The organism is Streptomyces sp. NPDC059668 (genome assembly GCF_042734135.1).
Lineage (GTDB): Bacteria > Actinomycetota > Actinomycetes > Streptomycetales > Streptomycetaceae > Streptomyces.
In genome coordinates this window covers 12,367-37,588 of the sequence record NZ_JBHWEL010000085.1, presented here as the reverse complement: position 1 = coordinate 37,588, position 25,222 = coordinate 12,367, and the positions used below count along the sequence as shown (strand labels likewise).

Annotated in this window: 21 protein-coding genes; 17 read left to right on the top strand and 4 right to left on the bottom strand. The window is 71.7% G+C overall.

Annotated elements, in window-relative coordinates; genetic code table 11:
* Window positions 1-381 precede the first annotated feature (381 nt).
* Both ACFV2J_RS36760 and ACFV2J_RS36755 read right to left on the bottom strand, forming a co-directional pair.
* On the bottom strand, window positions 382-1,122 hold the full coding sequence (locus tag ACFV2J_RS36760; protein WP_385083938.1) for an alpha/beta hydrolase: 741 nt from the start codon (window positions 1,120-1,122) through the stop codon (window positions 382-384).
* 248 nt (window positions 1,123-1,370) lie between these two features.
* The gene (locus tag ACFV2J_RS36755; protein WP_385083939.1) at window positions 1,371-2,417 is read right to left on the bottom strand and encodes a LacI family DNA-binding transcriptional regulator; all 1,047 of its coding nucleotides are present in this window, start codon (window positions 2,415-2,417) and stop codon (window positions 1,371-1,373) included.
* A 221-nt stretch (window positions 2,418-2,638) separates the two neighbouring features.
* Here ACFV2J_RS36755 and ACFV2J_RS36750 point away from each other — a divergent pair, with 221 nt between their 5' ends.
* The 6 genes from ACFV2J_RS36750 to ACFV2J_RS36725 are packed head-to-tail and all read left to right on the top strand — an operon-like array spanning window position 2,639 to window position 10,409.
* Complete coding sequence (locus ACFV2J_RS36750; protein WP_385083940.1) at window positions 2,639-3,931, top strand: ABC transporter substrate-binding protein; 1,293 nt, start codon at window positions 2,639-2,641, stop codon at window positions 3,929-3,931.
* A gap of 6 nt (window positions 3,932-3,937) precedes the next feature.
* Window positions 3,938-4,876 (top strand): carbohydrate ABC transporter permease, encoded by a 939-nt coding sequence (locus tag ACFV2J_RS36745; RefSeq protein ID WP_385083941.1) that lies wholly within the window; start codon window positions 3,938-3,940, stop codon window positions 4,874-4,876.
* Window positions 4,873-5,784, top strand: coding sequence for a carbohydrate ABC transporter permease (locus tag ACFV2J_RS36740; RefSeq protein WP_385083942.1), 912 nt, complete (start codon window positions 4,873-4,875; stop codon window positions 5,782-5,784). The genes ACFV2J_RS36745 and ACFV2J_RS36740 overlap by 4 nt, the downstream gene beginning before the upstream one ends.
* A 38-nt stretch (window positions 5,785-5,822) precedes the next feature.
* Window positions 5,823-7,055, top strand: coding sequence for a glycosyl hydrolase (locus ACFV2J_RS36735; protein WP_385083943.1), 1,233 nt, complete (start codon window positions 5,823-5,825; stop codon window positions 7,053-7,055).
* A gap of 39 nt (window positions 7,056-7,094) precedes the next feature.
* Window positions 7,095-7,361 carry a hypothetical protein gene (locus tag ACFV2J_RS36730; RefSeq protein WP_385083944.1) on the top strand — a complete coding sequence of 89 codons (267 nt, stop codon included), beginning with the start codon at window positions 7,095-7,097 and terminating at the stop codon, window positions 7,359-7,361.
* Between the two features lie 30 nt (window positions 7,362-7,391).
* A complete protein-coding gene (locus ACFV2J_RS36725) occupies window positions 7,392-10,409 on the top strand; it encodes an alpha-mannosidase (protein ID WP_385442796.1) in 3,018 nt (1,005 codons plus the stop codon).
* A gap of 24 nt (window positions 10,410-10,433) precedes the next feature.
* Here ACFV2J_RS36725 and ACFV2J_RS36720 read toward each other — a convergent pair whose 3' ends face one another.
* On the bottom strand, window positions 10,434-11,156 hold the full coding sequence (locus tag ACFV2J_RS36720) for a FadR/GntR family transcriptional regulator (RefSeq protein WP_385083946.1): 723 nt from the start codon (window positions 11,154-11,156) through the stop codon (window positions 10,434-10,436).
* A gap of 193 nt (window positions 11,157-11,349) precedes the next feature.
* Here ACFV2J_RS36720 and ACFV2J_RS36715 point away from each other — a divergent pair, with 193 nt between their 5' ends.
* The 8 genes from ACFV2J_RS36715 to ACFV2J_RS36680 all read left to right on the top strand — a co-directional run bounded on the left by ACFV2J_RS36715 (window position 11,350) and on the right by ACFV2J_RS36680 (window position 19,299).
* Window positions 11,350-12,426 (top strand): sugar ABC transporter substrate-binding protein, encoded by a 1,077-nt coding sequence (locus ACFV2J_RS36715; protein WP_385083947.1) that lies wholly within the window; start codon window positions 11,350-11,352, stop codon window positions 12,424-12,426.
* Window positions 12,423-13,979 (top strand): sugar ABC transporter ATP-binding protein, encoded by a 1,557-nt coding sequence (locus ACFV2J_RS36710; protein WP_385083948.1) that lies wholly within the window; start codon window positions 12,423-12,425, stop codon window positions 13,977-13,979. Before ACFV2J_RS36715 ends, ACFV2J_RS36710 begins: the two co-directional genes overlap by 4 nt.
* A complete protein-coding gene (locus tag ACFV2J_RS36705; RefSeq protein ID WP_385083949.1) occupies window positions 13,972-14,997 on the top strand; it encodes an ABC transporter permease in 1,026 nt (341 codons plus the stop codon). Before ACFV2J_RS36710 ends, ACFV2J_RS36705 begins: the two co-directional genes overlap by 8 nt.
* A gap of 61 nt (window positions 14,998-15,058) precedes the next feature.
* Complete coding sequence (locus ACFV2J_RS36700) at window positions 15,059-16,414, top strand: L-fuconate dehydratase (protein WP_385083950.1); 1,356 nt, start codon at window positions 15,059-15,061, stop codon at window positions 16,412-16,414.
* Window positions 16,411-17,169: an SDR family NAD(P)-dependent oxidoreductase gene (locus ACFV2J_RS36695; RefSeq protein WP_385083951.1), complete on the top strand. Its 759-nt coding sequence runs from the start codon at window positions 16,411-16,413 to the stop codon at window positions 17,167-17,169. Before ACFV2J_RS36700 ends, ACFV2J_RS36695 begins: the two co-directional genes overlap by 4 nt.
* On the top strand, window positions 17,166-18,152 hold the full coding sequence (locus ACFV2J_RS36690; RefSeq protein WP_385083952.1) for an aldo/keto reductase: 987 nt from the start codon (window positions 17,166-17,168) through the stop codon (window positions 18,150-18,152). Before ACFV2J_RS36695 ends, ACFV2J_RS36690 begins: the two co-directional genes overlap by 4 nt.
* On the top strand, window positions 18,149-18,463 hold the full coding sequence (locus tag ACFV2J_RS36685; RefSeq protein ID WP_385083953.1) for an L-rhamnose mutarotase: 315 nt from the start codon (window positions 18,149-18,151) through the stop codon (window positions 18,461-18,463). Before ACFV2J_RS36690 ends, ACFV2J_RS36685 begins: the two co-directional genes overlap by 4 nt.
* Window positions 18,460-19,299 (top strand): amidohydrolase family protein, encoded by an 840-nt coding sequence (locus ACFV2J_RS36680; protein WP_385083954.1) that lies wholly within the window; start codon window positions 18,460-18,462, stop codon window positions 19,297-19,299. The genes ACFV2J_RS36685 and ACFV2J_RS36680 overlap by 4 nt, the downstream gene beginning before the upstream one ends.
* Here ACFV2J_RS36680 and ACFV2J_RS36675 read toward each other — a convergent pair.
* Complete coding sequence (locus ACFV2J_RS36675; RefSeq protein WP_385083955.1) at window positions 19,287-20,708, bottom strand: lipase maturation factor family protein; 1,422 nt, start codon at window positions 20,706-20,708, stop codon at window positions 19,287-19,289. The two genes, ACFV2J_RS36680 and ACFV2J_RS36675, sit on opposite strands and share 13 nt — an antisense overlap.
* 117 nt (window positions 20,709-20,825) lie before the next feature.
* On the opposite strand from ACFV2J_RS36675, the gene ACFV2J_RS36670 reads away from it, so the two are divergent.
* The 3 genes from ACFV2J_RS36670 (at window position 20,826) to ACFV2J_RS36660 (ending at window position 25,215) form a co-directional block, all read left to right on the top strand.
* Complete coding sequence (locus ACFV2J_RS36670; RefSeq protein WP_385442786.1) at window positions 20,826-22,091, top strand: DUF6777 domain-containing protein; 1,266 nt, start codon at window positions 20,826-20,828, stop codon at window positions 22,089-22,091.
* A gap of 108 nt (window positions 22,092-22,199) precedes the next feature.
* Window positions 22,200-24,275, top strand: coding sequence for a SpoIIE family protein phosphatase (locus ACFV2J_RS36665; protein ID WP_385083956.1), 2,076 nt, complete (start codon window positions 22,200-22,202; stop codon window positions 24,273-24,275).
* A gap of 79 nt (window positions 24,276-24,354) precedes the next feature.
* Window positions 24,355-25,215: an Fpg/Nei family DNA glycosylase gene (locus ACFV2J_RS36660; protein ID WP_385083957.1), complete on the top strand. Its 861-nt coding sequence runs from the start codon at window positions 24,355-24,357 to the stop codon at window positions 25,213-25,215.
* The last annotated feature ends 7 nt before the right edge of the window (window positions 25,216-25,222 follow it).

Below are 25,222 nucleotides of genomic sequence, written 5' to 3'. Positions count from 1 at the left end.
GCGCGGCCGCACGGGGTCCGCGTGGACGGATGCCGCCCGCCGTCCGGGGCGCCTGGACGACCGCCCCCCGGGCGGGGCGGGGGGTTTTGTGTGGTTTTTTAGGGGGGGGGGCGCGCTGTCCGCGGCGGGGGGTGCCGGCCTGGTCTCCGCTCCGCGCCCCCCCACGAGACCCGTCCGCGGCCACCCCCGGGCCGGCCGTCCGCGAGCGGACCGGGGACCACCCGCGGGCCGGCCCCGGACCACCGACGACCGGTGCCGGACCGATCGGGGCGGTCGTGCGTCGGCCGGCCGCCGCCGTCGAGGAGGACCGGAACCCGTCCTCGGCGAGCGGCGGGCCGGCCGGCGTCAGCTACCGTCCGCCGGCGGTCCGACGGCCCGGCGTCACCTCAGGTGCCGGGCGAAGAACCGGTTCGCGGCGTCCCCCGCGTACTCCGGTACGCCCGCGTGCCCGCCGAGATGGGCGTGCAGGGACTTCTCCGCGGAGCCGAAAGCGTCGAACAGGTCCAGGGACGCCTGCCGGTCGTTCCCTTCGTCGTCCCACTGAAGCAGGACGTGCAGGGGGACGGTGACCTGCCGGGCCTCCTCGAACAGGGCGCGAGGCACGAGACTCCCGGCGAACAGGACGGCGGCCGAGACGCGCGGTTCGACCACGGCCAGCCGGATGCCGATGGAGATCACGCCACCCGAGAACCCGACCGGGCCCCCGAGTCCGGGAAGCGGAAGGAGGGCGTCCAGGGCGGCCTGCCATTCCGGGACCGCCCTGTCGACCAGCGGGAGGACGAGGGCGTCGACGATCTCGTCACCGACCGGCTCGCCGGCCTCCATCGCCCGGCGCAGATCGGCGCGGGCCTGCTCGGCGGCGGGCCAACGGGGCCGCTCCCCGCTTCCGGGGAGCTCGATGGTGGCCGTGGCGAAACCCTGCGCCGCGGAGCTCAGGGCCCGGGCCACCAGCCGGGGGTACATCTTGCTCAGTCCGAGGGGAGGGTGGCCGAGCAGGATCAGGGGCGCCGGCGCCGAGGAGGACGCGGACGCGGGCGTCCACAGGATGCCGGGAATCCCGCCGAGGGTGAAGGCGCGTTCGAAGACGCCGCCGTCGAGGTGCTGTTCAGAAGTGAAACGCATGGGCGTGCCTTTCGGGAGTGCACTGGAACGGCGCTCCCGGACGCGACCTATCGCCCGACCGTGACCCCGGAGGGGAGCACCCATGTCGATACTGTGTTCACGGGTACCACCTCCTCGTTCTCTCGCACGGCCTCCGGAAAAGTAGCAGGGGGCGCCGTGGTCCGCCAACGGGTTTCCGCCGGGACGTACGTCCCGCTCGCACCCTCCTCCCACGGCGGCCTCCTCGTCCGCCGCACCACCCGCCCGTGTCAGACGCCGGCCGCCGGCCCCGTGCTCTCCCGTTCGATCAGCCGCGGCACCGGCACCTGGACCGTCCGCGCCGGGCCGCCGTCCAGCAGCGCGGTCAGTTCCCGCGCGGCGGTGCGCCCGAACTCCACGGTGTCGCGGGAGAGCGCGGACAGCCACGGCCTGACCATGCGGCACAGCGCCGAGTCCTCCCAGGCCACGACGGACACGTCACGTGGCACCAGGAAGCCGAGCTCCGTCGCGGTGGCGACCCCGGCGACGGCCATCACGTCGTTGTCGTAGACCAGTGCCGTCGGCGGCGCGCCGCCTTCCAGGACCCGGCGGGTGACGGCGGCGCCCTCGGAGTCCGAGTAGTCCGTGGTCAGGGACCGCACCTCGGACAGCCCCCGCCGCTCGGCCTCCGCACGCAGGGTGCGGATGCGCCGCTCGGTGTGGGCGAGCCCCGGAAGCCCCGCGATGTGCGCGATCCGGCGGTGCCCGAGCGCGTACAACTCGCCCACCACCGAGGCCATCGCGCCCGCGTCGTCCGCCCAGACGGTGGACATCCCCGGGTGTGCCGCGTCCGGTACACCGCCGATCACCACCGCGGGCAGGCCCAGTTCCTCCAGCAGGCCGGGGCGCGGATCGGCGGTCCGCGGGTCGACGACGAGGACCCCGTCCACCCGGTGCTCGGCCCACCAGCGCCGGTAGACCGCGCACTCGTCGTCCACGTCCTCCACCACCTGGAAGAGCAGCCCGAGATGCCGCTCGGCCAGCACCTCCTGGATGCCGGAGATCAGTTGCAGGAAGAACGAGTCCACGCCCAGGGTGTCGGCGGGGCGTGCCACGACGAGCCCGACCGTGGCCGCGCCCTCACCGGACAGCGCGCGGGCCGCCGTGCTCGGCCGCCAGCCCAGCTGTTCGGCTACCCGGCGCACCCGGTCGCGGGTGATCTCGGAGACCCCGGGCCGGCCGTTGAGGGCGAAGGAGACCGCACTCTCCGAGACCCCGGCGCGCTGCGCGATGTCCTTCATCGTCGGCCGGCGCGCGGGTGACCGCTTGGCTGGCAACCTTGCTCCCCGTTCTGCCGCGACTGCGTACTAATGCGCTTGAGCTGAGGCAATCTAAAGCGCATTAGTGATCGATTGCAAGAGGCTGGTCGTACGTCTCTGACCAGCCATGTTCCTTCACTAAAGAGTTTAGCTGCGCCAAATCCATTGACTGGTCCGGCGAGTTGCATGCAAGGTCTGCCCCGGCACCCTTCGTCCCCCACCGCAAAGGAGCCCCATCCGTGCGCATCTCCCGCGGAGTTCTCGCCGCCGCTGCCGCCGTTGCCGTCCTTCTGCCGTTGAGCGCCTGCGGTTCCGGGAACGACGGCGCCGGCTCGACGGACGCCTCCGGAAAGGTCGAGGGCGACATCACCTTCCAGACCTGGAACCTGAGGGCCAACTTCAAGTCGTACTTCGAGGGTGTGATCGCGGACTTCGAGAAGAAGTACCCGGACACCCATGTGAAGTGGGTCGACCAGCCCGCCGAGGGCTACGCCGACAAGATCAGCGCGGACGCGGCCGGCGGCACCCTGCCCGACGTCGTGAACGTCTCCCCGGACCTCGTCGCCCCGCTCGCCAAGGCGGGCCTCGCCCTGGACCTCGACAAGTCGGCGGGCCAGTACCGGAAGGAGTACCTGGACGGCGCCTGGGCCGGCCACCGGATACCGGGCATGACCGGGACGTACGCCTTCCCCTGGTACCTCAACACCGGACCGCTCTTCTACAACAAGTCGCTGTTCAAGCAGGCCGGGCTCGACGCCTCCAAGCCCCCGACCACGTACGACGACCTCTTCACCGACGCGCTGCGGCTGGCGGACAGGACCCACGGCAAGGTGGCCACCCTCGCCAACGTGCCCACCATCGAGGACTTCGGCCGCTACGGCGTCCAGCTGATGAACGAGGAAGGCACGGCCTTCGCCTTCGACGACGCCAAGGGTGTCGAACTCCTCACCAAGTACAAGGAGTTGTACGACGCCAAGGCGCTCGACCCACAGGCGCTCACCGCGACCCCGGAGTCGTCCGGCAAGAAGTTCCTGACCGGCGCCGTCGCCATGAACCCCGGCAGCGCACTGGACCTCGGCAACTTCAAGAAGCAGGCGCCGAACCTGTACAAGAACATCGGCATCACGGACCAGATCACCAGCACCGGCAAGGTGAACATGTACGTCATGGGCGTGATGGTCAACGCGCGCACCAAGCACACCCCGGCCTCGGTCGCCTTCGCGCACTTCGTCACCGACGCGCGGAACCAGATGTCGTTCGCCAAGAAGGTCGCGATCTTCCCGAGCACCGCCGGCTCGCTCGACGACCCGTACTTCACCAAGGAGGACGGGACCGACGAGACGCGGGTACGGATCGCCGCCGCCAAGTCCCTGAAGAACGCGGTCAATTACACCCCGGTCCTGTTCAGCGAGCAGATGAAGACCGCACTGCGCAACGAGGTCGCCAAGGCGCTCCAGGGCAAGGAGAGCCCCAAGGCGGCTCTCGACAACGCTGTCAAAGCCTGCGACCGGCTCCTCCGGCAGCAGGGCTGATCCGGTATGGCGAGCCCCTCGACCCTGTCCGGCGACGCGCGGCGCGGCGCGCGGACCCCCCGCGCCGCCTCCCGGGTGCGACGCCAGCTCCCCTCCAGCCCCTGGCTGTTCGCCGCACCGGGACTGCTGATCACGGGTGTCTTCATCCTCTACCCGTTCGTCTCGACGGTGGTCAACTCCTTCACCGACCGCCGCACCCTGATCCCCGGCACGTTCGTGGGCCTCGCCAACTTCCGGGAGCTGCTGCACGACGACATGTTCTGGATCGGACTGCGCAACAGCGCGCTGTACGTCGTCGGGGTCGTCCCCGCGCTCGTCCTGCTGCCGTTGCTGCTCGCCCTGCTGGTCCAGAAGAACATCCCCGGCATCACCTTCTTCCGGTCGGCCTTCTACACCCCGGTGGTCGCCTCCATCGTCGTGGTCGGTCTGATCTGGGTGTGGCTGCTGGACGAACGCGGCCTGGTGAACTCGCTGCTGGAGACGGTCGGCATCGGCAGGGTCGGCTTCCTCAGCGACCAGTGGCTGCTCCTGCTGAGCGCCATGGCCGTCACGGTCTGGAAGGGCCTCGGCTACTACATGATCATTTACCTGGCGGCGCTCGCCAACGTGCCGCGCGAGCTGCACGAGGCGGCGTCCGTCGACGGCGCGGGGGCCGTACGCCGCTTCCTCACCGTCACCGTGCCCGCCGTGCGCTCCACCATGGTGCTGGTCGGCGCGCTCTCCTCGGTCGCCGCCTTCAAGGTGTTCTCCGAGGTGTACCTGATGGCGGGTCCGGACGGCGGACCGGCGGGCGAGGACACCACCCTCGTCATGCTGGTCCAGCGCACCGGCACCGGACTGACCGGCCGGGTGGGCTACGCCTCCGCCCTCTCCGTCGTCGTCTTCGTCGTCACCGTCGCGCTGATGCTGCTCGTGCTGCGCGCCGACCGGAAGGAGGACGCGTGAGCGTGCTGGAGAAGGTACGGCCCGCGGAGCGTCCGGCACCGGAGCGGCGGCCCCGCCGCCGCGTCACCGACGAGCAGGGCCGCCGTGTCCGGGTGTGGGAACTCGTCCTGAGGTACCTGCTGCTGCTCGCAGTCCTCGCCCTGACCGTCGGCCCGTTCCTGTGGCAGCTGTCCACCTCGCTCAAGGGACCGACCGAGGACATCTTCGGCTCCCCGCCGGCGCTCCTGCCCGGCCACCCGACGCTGCACAACTACCAGCGGGTCGCCGACACCATCCCCGTCTGGGACTACGCGGTGAACTCGCTCAAGGTCGCGGGAGCCAACGTCGTCACGAACTGCGTCGGTTCGGCCCTCGCCGGCTACGCCCTGGCCCGGCTGCGCTACCGGGGCCGCCGGGTGGCGACGCTGGTCTTCATCCTGGCGATGCTGGTCCCCGTCGAGGGCATCATCATCGCCCAGTTCACCACCATGCGTGAACTCGGCCTGAACAACACACTCATCGGCGTGGTCCTGCCCGGCTGCGTCGGCGCGATGAACGTCCTGCTGATGCGCAACGCCTTCCTGAACCTGCCCTACGAGATCGAGGAGGCGGCCTACGTCGACGGGGCGAACGTCTGGCAGCGGTTCCTGCGGATCGCGCTGCCGTCGGTGAAGGGCACCCTCGCCGTCGTCGCCATCTTCGCCTTCATGGGCGCCTGGGACGACTTCCTGTGGCCGCTCATCGTGCTCAGCGACCCCTCGAAGTTCACCCTGACCATCGGACTCAACTACCTGCACGGCACGTTCGCCAACGACGAACGGCTCGTCGCCGCCGGCACGATCATCGCCGTCGCACCGCTGATCGCCCTCTTCGCCTGTCTCCAGCGGTACTTCTTCCGCGGTGTGGGCGAGGGCGCGGTCAAGGGCTGAACCCGTCCCTCCGTCGTTCCGATTCGCAAGGATCCCGCATGCCCCCTGCCGTGCGCTTCGGCGTCAACTACACACCGAGCGAAGGGTGGTTCCACCACTGGCTCGACTTCGATCTCGACTCCGTACGCGCCGACCTCGACTCGATCGCCGCGCTCGGCCTCGACCACATCCGGGTCTTCCCGCTATGGCCCTATTTCCAGCCCAACCGCACCCTGATCCGCCCGCGCGCCGTCGAACAGCTCGTGGCGCTCGCCGACGCCGCCGCCGAACGCGGACTCGACGTCAACGTGGACGGACTCCAGGGGCACCTGTCGAGCTTCGACTTCCTGCCCGCGTGGACGCAGACCTGGCACCGGCGGAACATCTTCACCGACCCCGAGGTGGTCGAGGCGGAGGCGGAGTACCTGCGCACCCTCGCCGCCGCCCTCGCCGACCGGCCGAACTTCATCGGCATGACGATCGGCAACGAGGTCAACCAGTTCGCCGCCGGGCCGCATCCCGACCCGGACCGCATCACGTCCGGGCAGGCCGGGGCGTGGCTGACCCGGCTGCTCGCGGCCTGCGAGGAGGGCGCTCCGGGCAAGCCGCATCTGCACGCCTCGTACGACGCCGCCTGGTACCAGGACGACCAGCCGTTCACGCCCGAGCACTCGGCCCGGCTCGGCGCCCTCACCGCCGTCCACTCCTGGGTGTTCAACGGGACGGCCCAGCGGCACGGCCGCCGGGGCGTCGCCACCGAGCACCACGCCGCGTACCTCGTCGAGCTCTCCAAGGCCTGGGCGGACGACCCGGGCCGCCCGGTCTGGCTCCAGGAGGTCGGCGCGCCCGCCCCGCTGATCCCGGCCGAGCACGCGGCCGCCTTCACCGAGGCGACGGTCGCGAACGCGCTCGACTGCCCCGGCCTGTGGGGCGTCACCTGGTGGTGCTCGCACGACGTCAGCCGCGACCTGGCCGACTTCCCCGAACTGGAGTACAGCCTTGGTCTGTTGACGAGTGACCGGCAACCCAAGCCCGCCGCGCGTGCCCTCGCCCGCATCGTCGGCGAGGGCCGGACGCACCAGCCCTCCTCGCGCACCACCGCGCTCGTCGTCGACACCGCGCGGGGCCGTTCCGTCTGCGCCCCCGGCGGCCCCGTCTTCGAGGCCTTCGCCCGGCTCACCGCCGACGGCGCCCGCCCCACCACCGTTCTCGCGAGCCGCGCCGACGACAAGGACCACCTCGCGGCCCGTGGCATCACCGAAGTCGTCACCCCCGGTCAGGTCACCGAGTAGCCCGTCCCCACCCGTCGTCACGACGATACGGAGCACACAGTGAACCTCAGCAGACGCGCTCTCCTGCTCGCCGGAGCCGCCGCGGCGCTCACCCCCGCCCTGCCCGGCGTCCCCCTCCGCGCGGCCGCGGCCGGCCGCGACCTCCAGCCGTACGCCTCCTACCGGTACCTCGGCGCCTGCCAGACCGCGTTCTACGCGGGCGGTCTCGGCGCCGAGCAGGGCGAGGCCGCCGCAGGATTCGAACTGCGCGCGGTGGGGGAGCTGTTCACCGTCTCGACCCCGGCCACGACCACCAACACCTGGTAACCCGCACACCTCACCCCACGGAGCCGTCCCATGCATGACGACCGCACCCTGGTCGAAGCCCGCCTCAAGCGTGTCCTCGACGAACGCATCCGACCCGCCGTCTACCCCGAGTCCGTACCGCTGGAAGTGGCGGTGTGGCACGCGCCCGGGGAGCCGGTCCCGGTCGCCGAGGGGCTCGCGGCCGTGCCGGAGCCGATCGCGGTGGGCGCGCGCTGGGGCGCTCCGTGGGACACCAGCTGGTTCCGGGTCACCGGGACCGTCCCCGAGTCCTGGGCGGGCCGGACCGTCGAGGCGCTCCTCGACCTCGGTTTCGACGAGAACATGCCGGGATTCCAGTGCGAGGGGCTCGTCTACCGCCCCGACGGCTCCCCGGTGAAGGGACTCAACCCGCGCAACCAGTGGGTGCGCGTCGCCGCGCCGGCCGAGGGCGGCGAGGAGGTCCGGCTGCACATCGAGGCCGCCTCCAACCCGGTGATCCTCGACTACCATCCCTTCCTGCCCACCCGGCTGGGCGACAAGGAGACGGCGGGCAGCGAGCCGCAGTACACACTCACCCGGATGGATCTCGCGGTCCTCGACGAGACGGTGTGGGAACTGGTGCTCGACCTGGAGGTGCTCGGCGAGCTGATGGCCGAGCTGCCGGTGGAGTCCGCGCGACGCTGGGACATCCTGCGCGCGGTGGAGCGGGCGCTGGACGCCGTCGACCTCCAGGACGTGGGAGGCACCGCCGCCGCGGCCCGTGCCCGGCTGGAGGGCGTCCTCGCGGAACCCGCCGTGCCCTCCGCCCACCGGATCAGCGCCGTAGGGCACGCGCACATCGACTCGGCCTGGCTGTGGCCGCTGCGCGAGACGGTCCGCAAGGTGGCGCGCACCACCTCCAACATGACCGCGCTCATCGAGGACGAACCCGAGTTCGTCTTCGCGATGTCCCAGGCGCAGCAGTGGGCCTGGGTGAAGGAGCACCGGCCCGAGGTGTGGGCGCGGGTGAAGAAGGCCGTCGCGGAGGGCCGGTTCGTCCCGGCCGGAGGCATGTGGGTCGAGTCGGACACCAACATGCCCGGCTCGGAGGCGATGGCCCGTCAGTTCGTGCACGGCAAGCGGTTCTTCCTCGACGAGTTCGGCATCGAGAACGACGAGGCCTGGCTGCCCGACACCTTCGGCTTCGCCGCCGGGCTCCCGCAGATCATCAAGGCGGCGGGCTCCAAGTGGCTGCTCACCCAGAAGATCTCGTGGTCGCAGACCAACAAGTTCCCGCACCACACCTTCCGGTGGGAGGGCATCGACGGAACCCGCATCTTCACCCACTTCCCGCCCGTGGACACCTACAACTGCTCCATGCGGGGCAGCGAGATCGCCCACGCGGCCAGGAACTTCAAGGACAAGGGGGCCGCCCGGCACTCCCTCGCGCCCACCGGCTGGGGCGACGGAGGCGGCGGCACCACCCGCGAGATGGTCGCGAAGGCGGCTCGGCTGAAGAACCTCGAAGGCTCCGCCACGGTGAAGTGGGAGACCCCGGCGGAGTTCTTCGCGAAGGCCGAGGCCGAACATCCCGAAGCCCCTGTCTGGGTCGGCGAGTTGTACCTCGAACTCCACCGCGCGACCCTCACCAGCCAGGCCAGGACCAAGCAGGGCAACCGGCGCAGCGAGCACCTGCTGCGCGAGGCCGAACTGTGGGCGGCGACCGCGGCGGTGCGGACCGGGTTCCCCTATCCGTACGAACAGCTGGACCGCCTCTGGAAGACGGTGCTGCTCCACCAGTTCCACGACATCCTGCCCGGCTCGTCCATCGCCTGGGTGCACCGGGAGGCGCGGCGGACGTACGAGCGGGTCGCCGAGGAGCTGGACGGCGTCATCGGCGCGGCGCAGCGCGCGCTGGCCGGTGAAGGAGCCACCCCGCTCGTGTTCAACTCCGCTCCGCACACCCGCGACGGGGTCCCGGCCGGCGCGGCCGGCCCGGCCGCCGGCCCCGGCGAGGTCTCGCTCACCCCCAGGGCGGGCGGTGGACACGTCCTCGACAACGGCCTGCTGCGGGTCGAGGTCGACGCCCGCGGACTGGTCGTCTCGGCGTACGACATCGAGGCCGGCCGCGAGACGATCGCACCGGACCGGGCCGCGAACCTGCTCCAGATCCACCCCGACTTCCCGAACATGTGGGACGCCTGGGACGTCGACGAGTTCTACCGCAACACGGTCACCGACCTGGTGGACGCCGACGAGGTCGGGCCCGGTGAGGACGGCGTGTCGGTCCGGATCGTCCGGTCCTTCGGCGCGTCGCGGGTCACCCAGGTGCTCACACTGGCGGCGGGCGAGCGGCGGCTCGGCATCGACACCGAGGTCGACTGGCACGAGACCGAGAAGTTCCTGAAGCTCGCGTTCCCCCTCGACGTGCACGCCGAACGGTACGCCTCCGAGACCCAGTTCGGGCACTTCTACCGGCCCACCCACACCAACACCTCCTGGGAGGCAGCCAAGTTCGAGGCGTGCAACCACCGGTTCGTCCACGTCGGGGAACCGGACTGGGGTGTCGCGATCGTCAACGACTCCACGTACGGACACGACGTGACCCGGACCGTGCGCGAGAGCGACCGCGGCACGACCACCACCGTGCGCGTGTCCCTGCTGCGCGCCCCGCGCTTCCCGGACCCGGAGACCGACCAGGGGGTCCACCGCTTCCGGCACGCAATGGTGCCGGGGGCCGCGATCGGGGACGCGGTGCGCGAGGGGTGGCGGATCAACCTGCCCGAGCGGCACCTGACGGGCGCGCACGAGGTCGCGCCGCTGGTGGGCGTCGAGCAGGACGCGGTCGTGGTGACCGCGGTCAAGCTCGCCGACGACGGCAGCGGTGACGTGGTGGTGCGCTTCCACGAGTCCCGTGGCGGCCGGACGCGGGCCACGCTCACCACGGGCTTCGCGACCGGGGCCGTCACGGTGACCGATCTGCTGGAACGGCCCCTCGCCGACGCCGCGCCGCCGGAGCGCGACGGCGACCGGATCACCGTGTCGCTGCGTCCCTTCGAGCTGGTGACCCTGCGGCTGAAGCGGGCCTGACGAGGGGAGGGGCCGCGGACCCGGCTACTGCGTGAGCTGGGTCCGCAGCCACTGTTCGACCTCGCCCACGTGCGCGGCGGCGGCCGCTCTGGCCGCCTCCGGGTCGTGGGCCAGCAGCGCGCGGTGGATCGCCGCGTGCTCGCGGCGGGTGCGCTCGAATGCGCCCTCCTCCTGGTAGCCGCGCCAGACCCGGGCACGGAACGTGCGCGAGGACAGCCCCTCCAGGATGGCCGCCATCGTCTCGTTGCCCGCGGCGGCCGCGATCTCCCGGTGGAAGGCCAGGTCGTGGGCGAGGATCTCCTCCGGGTCGTCGGTCGCGTTCATCGCGGTGAGATGTTTCTCCACCTCGGCGAGCTGGTCGGGGGTGATCCGCGCGGCGGCCAGCGCCGTCGCCGTCGACTCCAGGATCCGGCGCACCTCCAGCAGTTCCACCAGCTGCGGGCCGCGCGAGAGGTCGGCCACCACGCCGAAGGTCTCCAGGAGGTCCCCGGCCTCCAGCTGCGTGACGTAGATGCCCGAGCCGTGCCGGGCCTCCAGCACGCCGAGGACCGTGAGCGCGCGGATCGCCTCGCGCATCGAACTGCGGGACATGCCCAGCTGGGCGGCGAGATCGCGCTCCGTCGGCAGCCGCTGTCCGGGCTCGAGACGGCCCTCTTTGATCATCGCCTTGATCCGCTCGATGGCGCGCTCGGTCACGGTGCCCTTCTGGGGGGCGCCCTCCGTCCCGTGGGACAGGCTCTCGTCCACGCCGCTTCCTCCTGTTGCCGGGTGCGCCGCAGTCTAACTACCCATGTGGTCGGACCACTACGGCCGAAAACCAGGAAATCTTGGCTCCGCGGGGTGTTGCGGACCCAAAGTGGTCTGATAAATATTCGTCCCGGCTGGAAGAGGGACTCCGGCCACGCGTCCTGCTCGATCTCGCTCAATGAGGAGCCGTCAGATGGCCGGCAGAACAGTGCGGAACAGGCGAATCTCGTCGCGGGCAGTGAGTGCGGCGGCTGCGGCCGCCTGCGCGACCCTGGTGCTCGCGGCGTGCGGCAGCACCAAGGACGACGTCGCCTCCGGCGGCGGGGGAGGCGACGGCAGCGGCAAGGTCGGAGTGATCCTGCCCCTGCTGACCTCGCCGTTCTGGCAGTCCTACAACGACTACGTACCCAAGATGGCGAAGTCCGAGGGTGTCGACGCCCTCAAGACCGTCAACTCCAACAGTGATCCCTCCCAGCAGATCACCGACATCAACAACCAGCTGAACCAGGGCGTCAAGGGTCTCGTGGTGGCCCCGCTGGACAGCGCCGCGATCGTCGCCGGTCTCGACCAGGCCGACCGCAAGGGCGTCCCCGTCGTCGCCGTCGACGTGGCCCCCGACAAGGGGAAGGTCGCCATGGTCGTCCGCGCCGACAACGTCGCGTACGGCCAGAAGGCCTGCGAGTTCCTGGGCAAGCAGGTGAGTTCGGGCAAGGTCGTGCAGATCATGGGCGACCTGGCCTCGGTCAACGGCCGTGACCGCTCGGAGGCGTTCCGGTCCTGCGTCAAGAAGAACTACCCGAAGCTGAAGGTCCTGGAGATCCCCGCCAAATGGGAGTCCGACACCGCGGCCTCCAAGCTGGACACGCTGCTGAACGCCAACCCCGACATCAAGGGCATCTACATGCAGGCCGGCGGCGTCTACCTCGCGCCCACGCTGCAGACCCTGAAGTCGAAGGGGATGCTGAAGAAGGCCGGCCAGGCCGGTCACATCGCGATCGTCTCGAACGACGGCATCCCGCAGGAGTTCGACGCCATCCGCAAGGGCGAGATCGACGCCACCGTCTCCCAGCCCGCCGACACCTACGCCAAGTACGGCATGTACTACATCAAGGCGGCCATGCAGGGCAAGACGTTCAAGACCGGACCGACCGACCACGACTCCACGATCGTCAAGCTGCCCAGCGGCATCCTGGAGGACCAGCTGCCCGCGCCGCTGGTCACCAAGGACAACGTCGACGACCCCAAGCTCTGGGGCAACACGGTCAAATGAGTACCCCACTGGTGGAGGCGCGCGGGGTGGCCAAGCGGTACGGCCCCACCGTCGCCCTCCAAGACGGCCGGCTCACCGTCCTGCCGGGCGAGTCCCATGCCCTGGTAGGACGCAACGGCGCGGGCAAGTCCACCCTCGTCACGATCCTCACCGGTCTGCAGGCGCCCGACGAGGGCACGGTCCGCTTCGACGGCGAACCCGCACCCCCGCTCACCGACCGCGACGCCTGGCGCCGCAAGGTGGCCTGCGTCTACCAGAAGCCCACCGTCGTACCGGAGTTGACGGTCGCGGAGAACCTCTTCATCAACCGGCAGCCGACGGGACGCGGCGGACTGATCAGCTGGCGCAGACTGCGGTCCGAGGCGGCCGACGTCCTGGCGACCTGGGACGTGCGCGTCGACCCGGAGGCCCGCACCTCCGACCTCAAGGTCGAGGACCGCCAAATGGTCGAGATCGCCCGGGCGTTGAGCTTCGGCGCCCGGTTCATCGTCCTCGACGAACCCACGGCCCAGCTCGACAACCGGGAGATCGAGCGGCTCTTCACCCGGATGCGCGCGCTCCAGGAGTCCGGCGTCACCTTCCTGTTCATCTCGCACCACCTCCAGGAGGTGTACGAGGTGTGCCAGACGGTCACCGTGCTGCGCGACGCCCGCTGGATCACCACCGCGCCGGTCGCCGAGCTTCCGCGCCCGGCGCTGGTGGAGGCCATGGCGGGCGAGGCGATCGCCGAACGGGCGGCCGTCCGGGACACCGGGCCCAAGGACGCGCCCGTCGTGCTGCGCACCGAGGGCCTCACCTCGGACGCATACGACGCCATCGACCTCACCGTGCGCCGCGGCGAGGTCGTCGGGCTCGCCGGCTCCAGCGCGAGCGGCAAGATCGAGCTGGCCGAGTCGCTCGCCGGCCTGTACCGGCCGACCGGGGGAACGGCCCGGCTCGACGGCGAGCGGCTCCCGTTCGGCGACGTGCAGGCCGCGCTCAGGGCGGGCGTCGGCTGCGTGCCGCGCGACCGGCACGAGCAGGGGCTCGTCTCCGGCATGACCATCGGCGACAACACCACCATGAGCGTCCTGAACCGGCTCGGCCGCTACGGCTTCATCGCCACCGACCGCAGACGCCGGTTCGCCGACGAGCTGATCGACCGCCTCGACATCCACGCCGAGGGGCCCGACCAGCCCGTCTCCGACCTCTCCGGCGGCAACGCGCAGAAGGTCGTGATGGCCCGTGCCCTCGCCTCCGACCCCCGGCTGCTCATCCTCATCAACCCCACCGCGGGCGTCGACGTGAAGTCCAAGCAGTCGCTGCTGTCCCGCGTGGACAGCGCCCGTGACGACGGGACCGCCGTGCTCGTCGTCTCCGACGAACTCGACGACCTGCGCCGCTGCGACCGGGTCCTCGTCCTCTTCCACGGCCGTGTCGTCGCCGAGCACCCGGCCGGCTGGCACGACCACGAGCTGATCGCCTCCATCGAAGGAGTGGACCATGGCTACGGCATCTCCCCGGGGGGTCAACCCCGGACCCCCGGCCGAGGGGAGCGAGGCCCCGATGGCTGAGACCAAGGCCCCGCCGTTCGCCGCCACAGCAGTGCGCGACGGACGTGCCACCAAGACCGTACTGTTCCGCCGGGCGCGCGAACTCGCCCTCGTCCCCGCCCTGTTGCTGCTCATGGTGCTCGGCGCGATCGTCAACGACTCCTTCCTCACCGAGCGGAACCTCATCTCCATCCTCGGCGCCTCCGCGGCGCTCGCGATGGTGGTGCTCGCCGAGTCGCTGATCCTGATCACCGGCAAGATCGACCTTTCGCTGGAGTCGGTCGTCGGCATCGCGCCCGCCGTCGGCGCCCTGCTGGTCCTGCCCGCGGCCCAGTCCGGCTGGGGCACGGAGTGGTCGGCCGGGCTCGCCCTCCTGGCGATCCTCGTCGTGGGCGGCGTCATCGGTGCCTTCAACGGCGTCCTCGTGGTGAAGCTCAAGCTCAACGCCTTCATCGTCACCCTCGCGATGCTGATCGTCCTGCGCGGACTGCTGGTCGGCGCCACCAAGGGCAAGACGCTGTTCGGGATGCCCGACGCGTTCTTCTCCCTGGCCACCTCCACCTTCCTGCGCGTCCCGCTCTCGGTGTGGCTGGCCGCGGTCGCCTTCGGCATCGCCGGGCTGATCCTCAAGTACCACCGGATCGGCCGCGCCCTGTACGCGATCGGCGGCAACACCGAAGCGGCCCGCGCGGCCGGCATCCGTGTCGACCGGGTGCTGCTCGGGGTGTCGGTCGTCGCCGGTGTCCTCGCCTCGGTCGGCGGCATCATGCAGACCGGGTACGTCGGCGCGATCAGCGCCAACCAGGGCAACAACATGATCTTCACGGTGATGGCGGCCGCGGTCATCGGCGGCATCAGCCTCGACGGCGGCAGGGGCACCATGTTCGGCGCCCTCACCGGCGTCCTGCTGCTGGGCGTCGTGCAGAACCTGCTCACCCTCGCCCAGGTGCCGTCCTTCTGGATCCAGGCGATCTACGGCGGAATCATCCTGGTCGCCCTGATGATCGCCCGTGTGACCACCGGACGCGCCCAGGACTGACCGCCCCTTCGCTCGCGTACGGACCCCTCCGTACCCCCTGTCCCGGACCGAAAGGCCTCCCGTGTCCCCAACTGCCGCTCGCATCACCGCGGTCGACACCTACGACGTCCGTTTCCCCACCTCGCGCGAGCTCGACGGCTCGGACGCGATGAACCCGGACCCCGACTACTCGGCGGCCTACGTCGTGCTGCGCGGCGACACGGCCGACTGTCCCGAGGGGCACGGATTCACCTTCACCATCGGACGGGGCAACGACGTCCAGGTCGCGGCGATCGAGGCGCTGCGGGGGCATGTGGTGGGACGGTCCGTCGAAGAGCTGTGCGCCGACCCGGGCTCGCTCGCCCGGGACCTGATCGGGGACAGCCAACTGCGGTGGCTGGGACCCGAGAAGGGCGTGATGCACATGGCCATCGGCGCCGTCGTCAACGCCGTCTGGGACCTGGCCGCCAAGCGTGCCGGAAAACCGCTGTGGCAGCTCCTCGCCGACGCCGAACCGGAGTGGCTGGTCAGCCAGATCGACTTCCGCTACCTCACGGACGCCCTCACCCCGGACGAGGCGCTGGAGCTGCTGCGGCGCGGCAGACGGGGAGCCGCGGAGCGCGCCGACACCCTCCGGGAGAACGGGTTCCCCGCGTACACCACCTCGCCGGGCTGGCTCGGCTACAGCGACGAGAAGCTCACCCGGCTGGCCGCCGAGGCGGTCGCCGACGGCTTCACCCAGATCAAGCTGAAGGTCGGCGCCGACCTGACGGACGACGTACGGCGCTGCCGGGTCGCCCGCTCCGTCGTCGGCCCCGGCATCCGCATCGCGATCGACGCCAACCAGCGCTGGAACGTCGACGAGGCCATCGACTGGACCAGGGCGCTGGCCGAGTTCGAACCGTACTGGATCGAGGAGCCCACCAGCCCCGACGACGTCCTCGGGCACGCCACCGTGCGCAAGGCGGTCGCCCCCGTCAAGGTCGCCACCGGCGAGCACGTCCACAACCGCATCGTCTTCAAACAGCTCCTCCAGGCCGGCGCCATCGACATCCTTCAGATCGACGCGGCCCGGGTCGCCGGCGTCAACGAGAACCTCGCCATCCTGCTGCTCGCGGCCAAGTTCGGGGTGCCCGTCTGCCCGCACGCCGGCGGCGTCGGCCTGTGCGAACTCGTCCAGCACCTCTCGATGTTCGACTTCGTGGCGCTCTCCGGGACCACCGACGACCGGGTCATCGAATACGTCGACCATCTGCACGACCACTTCCTCGACCCGGTGGTGATCCGGCAGGGTCACTACACGGCACCCACCGCGCCGGGCTTCTCCGCCACCATGCGTCCGGAGTCCATCGCGGAGTTCACCTACCCTGGCGGCACCTTCTGGGCCGCCGACCTCGCCCGGCAGGAACCCGACCGTCAGAAGGGGGAAGCGGCATGACCGCGGACTTCGAAGGCCTCAAGGCGCTGGTGACCGGAGGAGCCTCCGGCATCGGCCGCGCCACCGCCGAGCTGCTCGCGGCCCGCGGCGCCCAGGTCGCCGTCCTCGACCTCGACCTCTCGCAGGTCGAGAAGCCGCTGCTCGGCCACCGCGCCGACGTCACCGACGACACCTCCGTCCGCAGGGCCGTGGCCGCGGCGGCCCAGGACCTCGGGGGACTCGACGTCCTCGTCAACAACGCCGGGATCGGCGCCCAGGGCACCGTCGAGGACAACGACGACACCGAATGGCACCGGGTCCTGGACGTCAACGTCCTCGGCATGGTGCGGACGACCCGCGCCGCCCTGCCACATCTGCGTGAATCCGCGCACGCGGCGATCGTGAACACCTGCTCCATCGCCGCCACCGCCGGACTGCCCCAGCGCGCCGTGTACTCCGCCTCGAAGGGCGCCGTCCTCTCCCTCACCCTCGCCATGGCCGCCGACCACCTCCGCGAGGGCATCCGGGTCAACTGCGTCAACCCCGGCACGGCGGACACCCCCTGGGTCGGCCGGCTCCTCGACGCCGCCCCCGACCCGGCCGCCGAGCGGGCCGCCCTGGAAGCCCGCCAGCCCTCCGGACGGCTCGTCTCGGCCGCCGAGGTCGCGGGCGCCATCGCCTATTTGGCGAGCCCGCTGTCCGGCGCCACCACCGGCACCGCGCTCGCCGTGGACGGCGGCATGCAGGGGCTGCGGCTGCGGCCGGTGAGCCGGTGAGAACCCTCGGGAGAAGCGGCGTCCAGGTCAGCGCCCTGTCCTTCGGCGCCGCCGGCATCGGCAACCTGTACACGCCGGTGAGCGACGAGCAGGCGTACGAGGCCGTGGACGCCGCCTGGGACGGCGGCATCCGCTCCTTCGACACCGCGCCGCACTACGGCCTCGGTCTCTCCGAACGGCGACTCGGGGCGGCCCTGCGCGCGCGGCCCCGCGACGCGTACACCCTCTCCACCAAGGTGGGCCGCCTCCTGGAGCCCGCCGGCACGGGCGGCGACGACCTGGCGAACGGCTTCGCCGTGCCGGCCACGCACCGCCGGGTCTGGGACTTCAGCGCCGACGGGGTACGACGCGCCCTGGAGACCGGCCTCGAACGGCTCGGCCTCGACCGCGTGGACGTCGTCTTCCTCCACGACCCCGACGACCACGCCGAGCAGGCCTTCCACGAGGGCTACCCGGCGCTGGAGAAACTCCGCTCGGAAGGCGTGGTGGGCGCGATCGGCGCCGGCATGAACCAGGCCGGGATGCTCACCCGCTTCGTGCGCGAGACGGACGTGGACGTCGTGCTCTGCGCCGGGCGCTACACCCTGCTCGATCACCGGGCGCTGGCCGAACTGCTGCCCGCCGCCCTGGAACGCGGCACCTCGGTCGTCGTCGGGGGCGCCTTCAACTCCGGCCTGCTCGCGGACCCGCGGCCGGGAGCGACCTACGACTACGCGGCCGCGCCCCGGGAGACGCTGGAGCGGGCCCTGCGGCTCAAGGAGATCGCCGGGCGGCACGGCATCACCCTGCGCGCCGCCGCGCTCGCCTTCCCCGCCGCCCATCCGGCCGTCGTGAGCGTGCTCGTCGGCGCCCGCTCGGCACACGAAGTCCGGGACTGCGCCGAGCAGTTCGCAACGCCGGTGCCCGCCGCGTTCTGGCGGGAGCTGCGGGAGACGGGACTGCTGCCCGAGGAAGCCCCCGTACCCGTACAGGACCCGTCATGAGAATCGCCCTGCACACCAAGGTGCGCGCCGACCGCGTCGACGCGTACGAGGCCGCGCACCGGAAGGTCCCCGCGGAACTCACCGCGGCCATCCGGGCCGCCGGCGCCACCTCGTGGACGATCTGGCGCAGCGGCACCGACCTGTTCCACGTCCTGGAGTGCGAGGACTACGGCCGGATGCTCGCCGAACTGGAACGGCTGCCGGTCAACATCGCCTGGCAGGCACGGATGGCCGAACTCCTCGACGTCGTGCACGACTACTCCGGCGAGGGCGCCGCGGCGGGGCTGCCCGTCGTGTGGGAGCTGCCATGAGGGTGGACGCGCACCACCACGTGTGGGACCTCTCCGTCCGGGACCAGGACTGGATCACCGGCCCCGGACTCCGGCCGCTGCGCCGGAACTTCACCGTCGACGACCTTCGGCCCGAGGCGGCCGCCGCCGGGATCGGACGGACCGTCCTGGTCCAGACCGTCACCGTGGCCGAGGAGACCCCGGAGTTCCTCGACCTCGCCCGGCGCAGCGAGCTGATCGCCGGAGTGGTGGGCTGGACCGACCTCACCCGGCCGGACGTCGCCGACGAACTGGCCCGGCTGCGGGAACTTCCGGGCGGCCGCCACCTCAAGGGCATCCGTCACCAGGTACAGGGCGAGCCGGAGCCCGAGTGGCTGCTGCGGCCGGACGTGCGGCGCGGGCTGGCGGCCGTCGCGGAGGCCGGCCTGGTCTACGACCTGGTCGTGCTGCCCCGTCAACTGCCCGGCTGTGTCCGTGCCGCCCAGGACCACCCCGAACTCACCTTCGTCCTCGACCACTTGGGGAAGCCGCCGATCGCCGCCGGCGCCCTGGATCCGTGGGCGGACCAGGTGCGGGCGCTGGCGGCGCTCCCCAACACGGTGGGCAAACTCTCCGGCCTGGTCACCGAGGCCGACCCGGCGAAGTGGACGGTCGACGACCTGCGTCCGTACGCCGAGACCGCGCTGGAGGCCTTCGGCCCCGGCCGTCTGATGTTCGGTTCCGACTGGCCGGTGTGCACGCTGGCCGCCTCGTACGCCCAAGTGGTCGCGGCGACCAAGGAGTTGACCGACGCGCTCGACGAAGGGGAGCGCGCCGACGTGTTCGGCGGCACGGCCCTGCGCGTCTACCGGCTCTGATCGGCCCACTCCAACCGTGTCGGCGGCAGGAAATCCCGGACAGGGGTCCGGTGCCAGCACGCCCCCGTCTCCCGCAGCTCGCGCCAGGTCGTGTAGCGGTAGCGGTACAGGCGGGCCCGGACGTACCGGGGCGGCGCGTCCGCCGGGAACGGGGAACGGCGCAGCAGCCGCAGCGTGTCGCGGTCGTTCTCCAGCAGCCGTTCGACCAGACCGGTGAACCAGGGACCGGCGTAGGCCGGGGAGAGCGCCGCGAACCACATCATCCAGTCGAGCCGCAGATGGTAGGGCGCGAACTGGCGCGGCCAGTGCCGGGGATCACCGGGCTTGCCCCTGAACTCGTACTCCCGCCAGTCCGAGTCCTCGCGCGGCACCTCGTCGGCGGTGCCCTCGACGACCACCTCGTGGCGCACCCGGCTGACGCTGCCGAACGCGCCGTAGGTGTTGACCAGGCGCAGCGGGTCGAAGGAGCGGTTCATGACCTGGCGCCGGGAGACCATGTTGCGGGCGGGACGGTAGCCGAGGCCCACCAGGCACGCGGCGACGGCGAGGACCACGATCTCGTACCAGGGGGGCGGCCCCGCCACCCGTGGGGGAGTGGCCGGGAACTCGACGGCGGACAGGGCCAGCACGATCGTGGTCCAGTTCAGCCAGGAGAAGTTGCCCGACAGCACCAGCCACACCTGGGTCAGCACCATCAGCGAGGCGGCGGCCGTCGCGACCGGCTGCGGGGCGAACAGCAGGACGGGGACGACGAGCTGGGTGACGTGGTTCGCGGCCACCTCCACCCGGTGCAGGGGCTTGGGGAGGTGGTGGAAGAACCAGCTCAACGGGCCGGGCATCGGCTGGGTCTCGTGGTGGAAGTCCAGACACGTCAGCTTCCGCCAGCAGGCGTCGCCGCGCAGCTTGATCAGACCCGCGCCGAACTCCACCCGGAACAGCACCCAGCGCAGCAGGAAGAGGACCACGACCGGGGGAGCGACCTCGTCGTTGCCCAGGAAGACGGCGAGGAAGCCGACCTCCAGGAGCAGCGACTCCCAGCCGAACGCGTACCAGGTCTGCCCGACGTTGACGATCGAGAGATACAGCGCCCAGGGGACGAGCCACAGCACCATGCCGCCCCAGAGCGGAAGGTACCCGTCGAGACCCGCCACCAAGGCCGCGGACACCGCACAGCCCGTCCAGGACCAGACCGCGAAGAAGCGGTCCGAGTAGTGCAGGTGGAACACGCTCGGGGCGTGGCGGAACGGCACCCGCGCCACGAAGCGGGGCACGGGCAGCATCCCCCGCTCCCCGATCAGCGCCCGGAACTGCAGCGCCGCGCCGAGGAACGCGACGAGATACACCACGGCCAGCGCCCGCTGGAAGACCAGCCGGCTCAGCCAGTAGTCGGGGGCGGTGAACCAGTCCACGGCGAGTCGCTCCTCTCCCTTCCATTGTGACGCTGGGTGATCTTCTCCGCTTGCGTGAGCCAACCGGGCGACGCAGACAATGGTCAACGACCTGTCCGGGATGAACGGGAGAACGCGGTGCGCATACCCACCCGAACCTTCGTCACGGCCTGTGCGCTCTCGGCGGCCCTCCTCGTCGCCGGGTGCGGCGGCGGCGACGACGGGAGCGACGAGAACACGGCGTCCGACGCCTCCGACGGCGGGATCCTCCTCCAGCCGGTCGCCGCCCAGGGGCCCGACGCCTTCACCGGGTCGACGGTCACCGCCGCCGCCACCCGGCCGCGCGTCACCCGATCGCCGCAATCGACGCCGCGGGACTCCTCGGCGCCCGGTGACGGCACCACCACCGCGCGCCCGGCCGGCTTTCCGGGCGGTACACCGGGCCTGTACGGCGGCACCCGTGCGGCCGGCAGCTGCGACGTCGACCGGCAGGCCGCACTGCTCGCCGCCGACCCCCGCAGGACACAGGCCTTCGCCCTGGCCGCGGGCATCGCCCGGACCGCCGTCCCGGACTTTCTGCGCGGGCTGACCTCGGTCGTCCTGCGCGCCGACACACGGGTCACCGACCACGGCTACAGGGACGGCCGGGTGACCGGATTCCAGGCAGTGCTCCAGGCGGGCACCGCCGTGCTCGTCGACGACCGGGGCGTGCCCCGGCTCCGCTGCGCCTGCGGCAACCCGCTGAACACGCCGGTCGCCCCGCGCGGCACCACGGCCACCCGCGGACAGGCGTGGTCCGCCTTCCGGCCCGGCGAGGTCATCGAGGTGACGCCGGCGCCCGCGGCGCTCAGCAGCGTCACGATCATCGACCTCGACGACGACACCTGGATCGAGCGGAGGATCGGCGACGACGGGCGCCGTGACGTCGCCGTCCGGCCGCCCGAGGCCGGAGCACCCGACATCGGGCCGTCCGGCGTTCCTCCGACAGGCCCGGACACGAGTGCGCAGGCCTCGCCGTCGGCCTCCGGCCGCCCGGACCCCGGCGACTCGCCGAGCGGGACCGGACGGTCGCCCGAGGACTCCGCGCCCGACTGTGCGACGCCGACCGTGACCGTCCCGCCCGGTCCGACCGGGAGCGTCCCGGACGAGGTGGCGCCCGCGCAGACCTCGGTGGCGGCCGCGGACTGCCCCACGGCCACCGTCACGTCCCCGCCACCCCCGACCGTGGGCGAGCCCCCTACGGCGCCGTCGCACGAGGGCACCGTTCCCGGGCCGGGCGAGTCGAGCGAGGAGACCGGCCCCGACACCCTGCCGGGCCTGCCCGACGGCGGCGGTCCGGTGCCCGACGAGTCACCCGACGGGGGCACCGTGTTCGACGCCCCGACCGACGTCTTCGACAGCTGAGCGGAGCGGGGACCGCCTGGACGACGGCCCCCGGGACCCGCCGCGGAGGGCCCGGAAGCGGGCGCCCCAGAAGTCGAACAATCCGGCAAATCCTGAAAAGGTGGCCCCATGGTTGATCGGGGAGCGAGCGCCCTGCCTCTCCCGGACGACTGGCCCGCCCACCCGGATCCGATCCTGGCGCTCAACCGCATGGGCAGCTTCGACTGGGACCTGGACAGCGGGCTGTTCCACATGGACGCCCGGGCCCACGAGATCTTCGACCTGCGACCCGGCGAGTTCGACGGGTCCCCCGGGAGCCTGTCGGTCCGGATGCCCCCGGCGGAGGGCATCCGCCTCGACACCGTGGTCTCCCAGGCCATCAAGGACGGCAGCGAGAACTACGGAGCCTACTTCCGCGTCCGCCGCCGGGACGGCTCGCTGCGCTGGACCCACACCCAGGGCTGCATCCGGCGCGACGGGACCGGCAGACCGCGCCGGATCATCGGCATCGTGCGCGACGCCACGCAGGAACTGAGCGAGGGCGCCGCCCGTCACGAACTCGCCGCCCAGGACGAGGCCCGCCGCCAGCAGACCAACGTCGTACAGATCACCACGGCGGCGCTGGCCCACGCCCGTACCGTCCAGGACGTCATCGACATCCTCAAGGACACCCACGGCCTCACCTATCTGGGGGCCACGAGCATGGTGATGGGGCTGGTCGAGGCCGGCCGTATCCGGCTCGTCGCCGAGGGCCCCGCCGGCAGTTTCGTACCCGGCACCCTGATCACCCGGATCGACGAGGAGTACCCGATGAGCGAGGTCGTGCGGACCCTCGCCCCGCGCTTCATCGAGTCGCCGGACGACTTCGCCGCGTCGTACCCGGTGCTGTGGCCGCACATCACCGACCTGGAGATCACCTCGGCCGCCTATCTGCCGCTGATCGCGCAGGCCCGTCCCATCGGTGCCCTCGGCCTCCTCTACAACGACCGGTACGGCTTCTCCTCCGAGGAGCGCAACGTCCTCGTCGCACTCGGCAGCAGCATCGCCCAGAGCCTGCAACGGGCCATGTTCTACGAGCAGGAGAAGGACCTCGCCCAGGGACTCCAGCAGGCCATGCTGCCGCGCTCCGTCCCCAGCGTGCCGGGTGCCGACACCGCCGTCCGCTACCGCTCCGCCTCCCTCGGCCGGGACGTCGGCGGCGACTGGTACGACCTCATCCCGCTGCCGGGCGGCCGTGTCGGCGCCGTCATCGGCGACGTCCAGGGCCACGACACGCACGCGGCCGCCGTCATGGGGCAGTTGCGCATCGTGCTGCGCGCCTACGCCGCCGAGGGGCACACCCCCGCCACCGTGATGGCCCGCGCCTCCGTCTTCCTGCACGAACTCGACACCGAACGCTTCGCGACCTGCCTGTACGCGGAGGCCGACCTGTCCACCGGAGTCGTCCAGCTGGTGCGGGCCGGCCACATCGACCCGCTGGTCCGGCTCACCGACGGCACCTGCCGCCGGCTGTCCGTCGAAGGGGGCCTGCCGCTCGGTCTGTCCGCGCTGTTCGGACGGCTCGAGTATCCGGTGGAGACGGTCGAACTCGACCCGGGCCAGACCCTGATGCTGTGCACCGACGGCCTCGTGGAGCAGCCCGGCGTGGACCTCGACGAGGGGATGCACACCCTCATGGAGCTGATCCGGTCGGGTCCGCAGGACGTGTGCGATCTCGCCGACCGGCTCATCGACGTGGCCGAGGAGCGCGGCGGCGAGGACGACGTGGCCCTGCTGCTCCTGCGCCGCCGCGGCCCCGGTCCCCGGCAGTCCGGTGGCCGGCTCCAGCAGCATGTGGAGCCGGGCGACTCCGAGGCCCTCACCGAGGCCCGGCACATGATCCGGGTGGCGGTCCGCGCCTGGGGCGCCGCCGAGCGCGCCGACGAGATCGAACTCGTAGCCGACGAACTGATCACCAACGCCCTCATGCACACCGAGGGTCCCGCGATCGTCACGCTGCGGGTCCTGAGCGGCCCGGACCGCAGGCTGCGCGTCGAGGTCGAGGACTCCTCCAGCGCCCTGCCGCGCCGCCGGGAGGCGGGCGTGTCCGGTGTCTCCGGCCGCGGTCTGCTGCTGGTCGACCGGCTCGCCGACGTGTGGGGTGTGGAGGCCCGGGGCGGCGGCAAGTGCGTGTGGTGCGAGTTCCTCGTCCCGGGACGGGACTGACCGACGGCGCGGGCCGGCCCGGACGGGCGCGGCCGCTGTTCCGGATGGTGGTGTCGGTGCCGGGTGGCACTCTGGATGCATGCCGGAACTGCCAGAGGTCGAAGCGCTCAAGGACTTCCTGGCCGACCATCTCGTCGGCCGAGAGGTCGTGCGCGTGCTGCCCGTCGCCATCAGTGTCCTGAAGACCTACGACCCGCCCGTCACCGCCTTCGAGGGCCGTGAGGTCACCGCCGTGCGCCGGCGGGGCAAGTTCCTCGACATCGAGGCCGACGGCCTGCACTTCGTGACGCACCTGGCCCGCGCGGGCTGGCTGCAGTGGCGGGACCCGCTGCCCGACGGCCCGCCCCGGCCGGGCAAGGGTCCCCTGGCCCTGCGCGTGGCCCTGGAGAACGGCGAGGGGTTCGACCTCACCGAGGCCGGCACCCAGAAGAGACTCGCGGTCCACGTGGTCCGGGACCCGGAGGAGATCCCCGGCGTGGCGCGCCTCGGCCCCGACCCGCTCGCGGCCGACTTCGACGAGGCGCGGTTCGCGCGGCTGCTGGAGGGGGAGCGGCGCCGCCTCAAGGGCGCCCTGCGGGACCAGGGTCTGATCGCGGGCGTGGGGAACGCGTACAGCGACGAGATCCTGCACGCCGCCAGGATGTCCCCCTTCAAGCTCGCCTCCTCGCTGACGCCCGAGGAGACCGCCCGTCTGTACGAGGCCCTGCGCGGGACGCTCACCGAGGCGGTGGAGCGCTCCCACGGGCTGGCCGCCGGTCGTCTCAAGAGGGAGAAGAAGAGCGGGCTGCGGGTGCACGGCAGGACGGGCGAGCCGTGTCCGGTGTGCGGTGACACCATCCGCGAGGTCTCCTTCAGCGACTCCTCGCTGCAGTACTGCCCGACCTGTCAGACGGGCGGCAGACCGCTGGCCGACCGCCGGATGTCCCGACTGCTCAAATAGCCGTCGG

Coding starts and splice junctions, on each gene's coding strand:
- ACFV2J_RS36760 (WP_385083938.1), bottom strand. CDS start 1,122: ATGCGTTTCACTTCTGAACAGCACCTCGACGGCGGCGTCTTCGAACGC.
- ACFV2J_RS36745 (WP_385083941.1), top strand. CDS start 3,938: ATGGCGAGCCCCTCGACCCTGTCCGGCGACGCGCGGCGCGGCGCGCGG.
- ACFV2J_RS36735 (WP_385083943.1), top strand. CDS start 5,823: ATGCCCCCTGCCGTGCGCTTCGGCGTCAACTACACACCGAGCGAAGGG.
- ACFV2J_RS36725 (WP_385442796.1), top strand. CDS start 7,392: ATGCATGACGACCGCACCCTGGTCGAAGCCCGCCTCAAGCGTGTCCTC.
- ACFV2J_RS36715 (WP_385083947.1), top strand. CDS start 11,350: ATGGCCGGCAGAACAGTGCGGAACAGGCGAATCTCGTCGCGGGCAGTG.
- ACFV2J_RS36710 (WP_385083948.1), top strand. CDS start 12,423: ATGAGTACCCCACTGGTGGAGGCGCGCGGGGTGGCCAAGCGGTACGGC.
- ACFV2J_RS36705 (WP_385083949.1), top strand. CDS start 13,972: ATGGCTGAGACCAAGGCCCCGCCGTTCGCCGCCACAGCAGTGCGCGAC.
- ACFV2J_RS36695 (WP_385083951.1), top strand. CDS start 16,411: ATGACCGCGGACTTCGAAGGCCTCAAGGCGCTGGTGACCGGAGGAGCC.
- ACFV2J_RS36685 (WP_385083953.1), top strand. CDS start 18,149: ATGAGAATCGCCCTGCACACCAAGGTGCGCGCCGACCGCGTCGACGCG.
- ACFV2J_RS36680 (WP_385083954.1), top strand. CDS start 18,460: ATGAGGGTGGACGCGCACCACCACGTGTGGGACCTCTCCGTCCGGGAC.
- ACFV2J_RS36665 (WP_385083956.1), top strand. CDS start 22,200: ATGGTTGATCGGGGAGCGAGCGCCCTGCCTCTCCCGGACGACTGGCCC.
- ACFV2J_RS36660 (WP_385083957.1), top strand. CDS start 24,355: ATGCCGGAACTGCCAGAGGTCGAAGCGCTCAAGGACTTCCTGGCCGAC.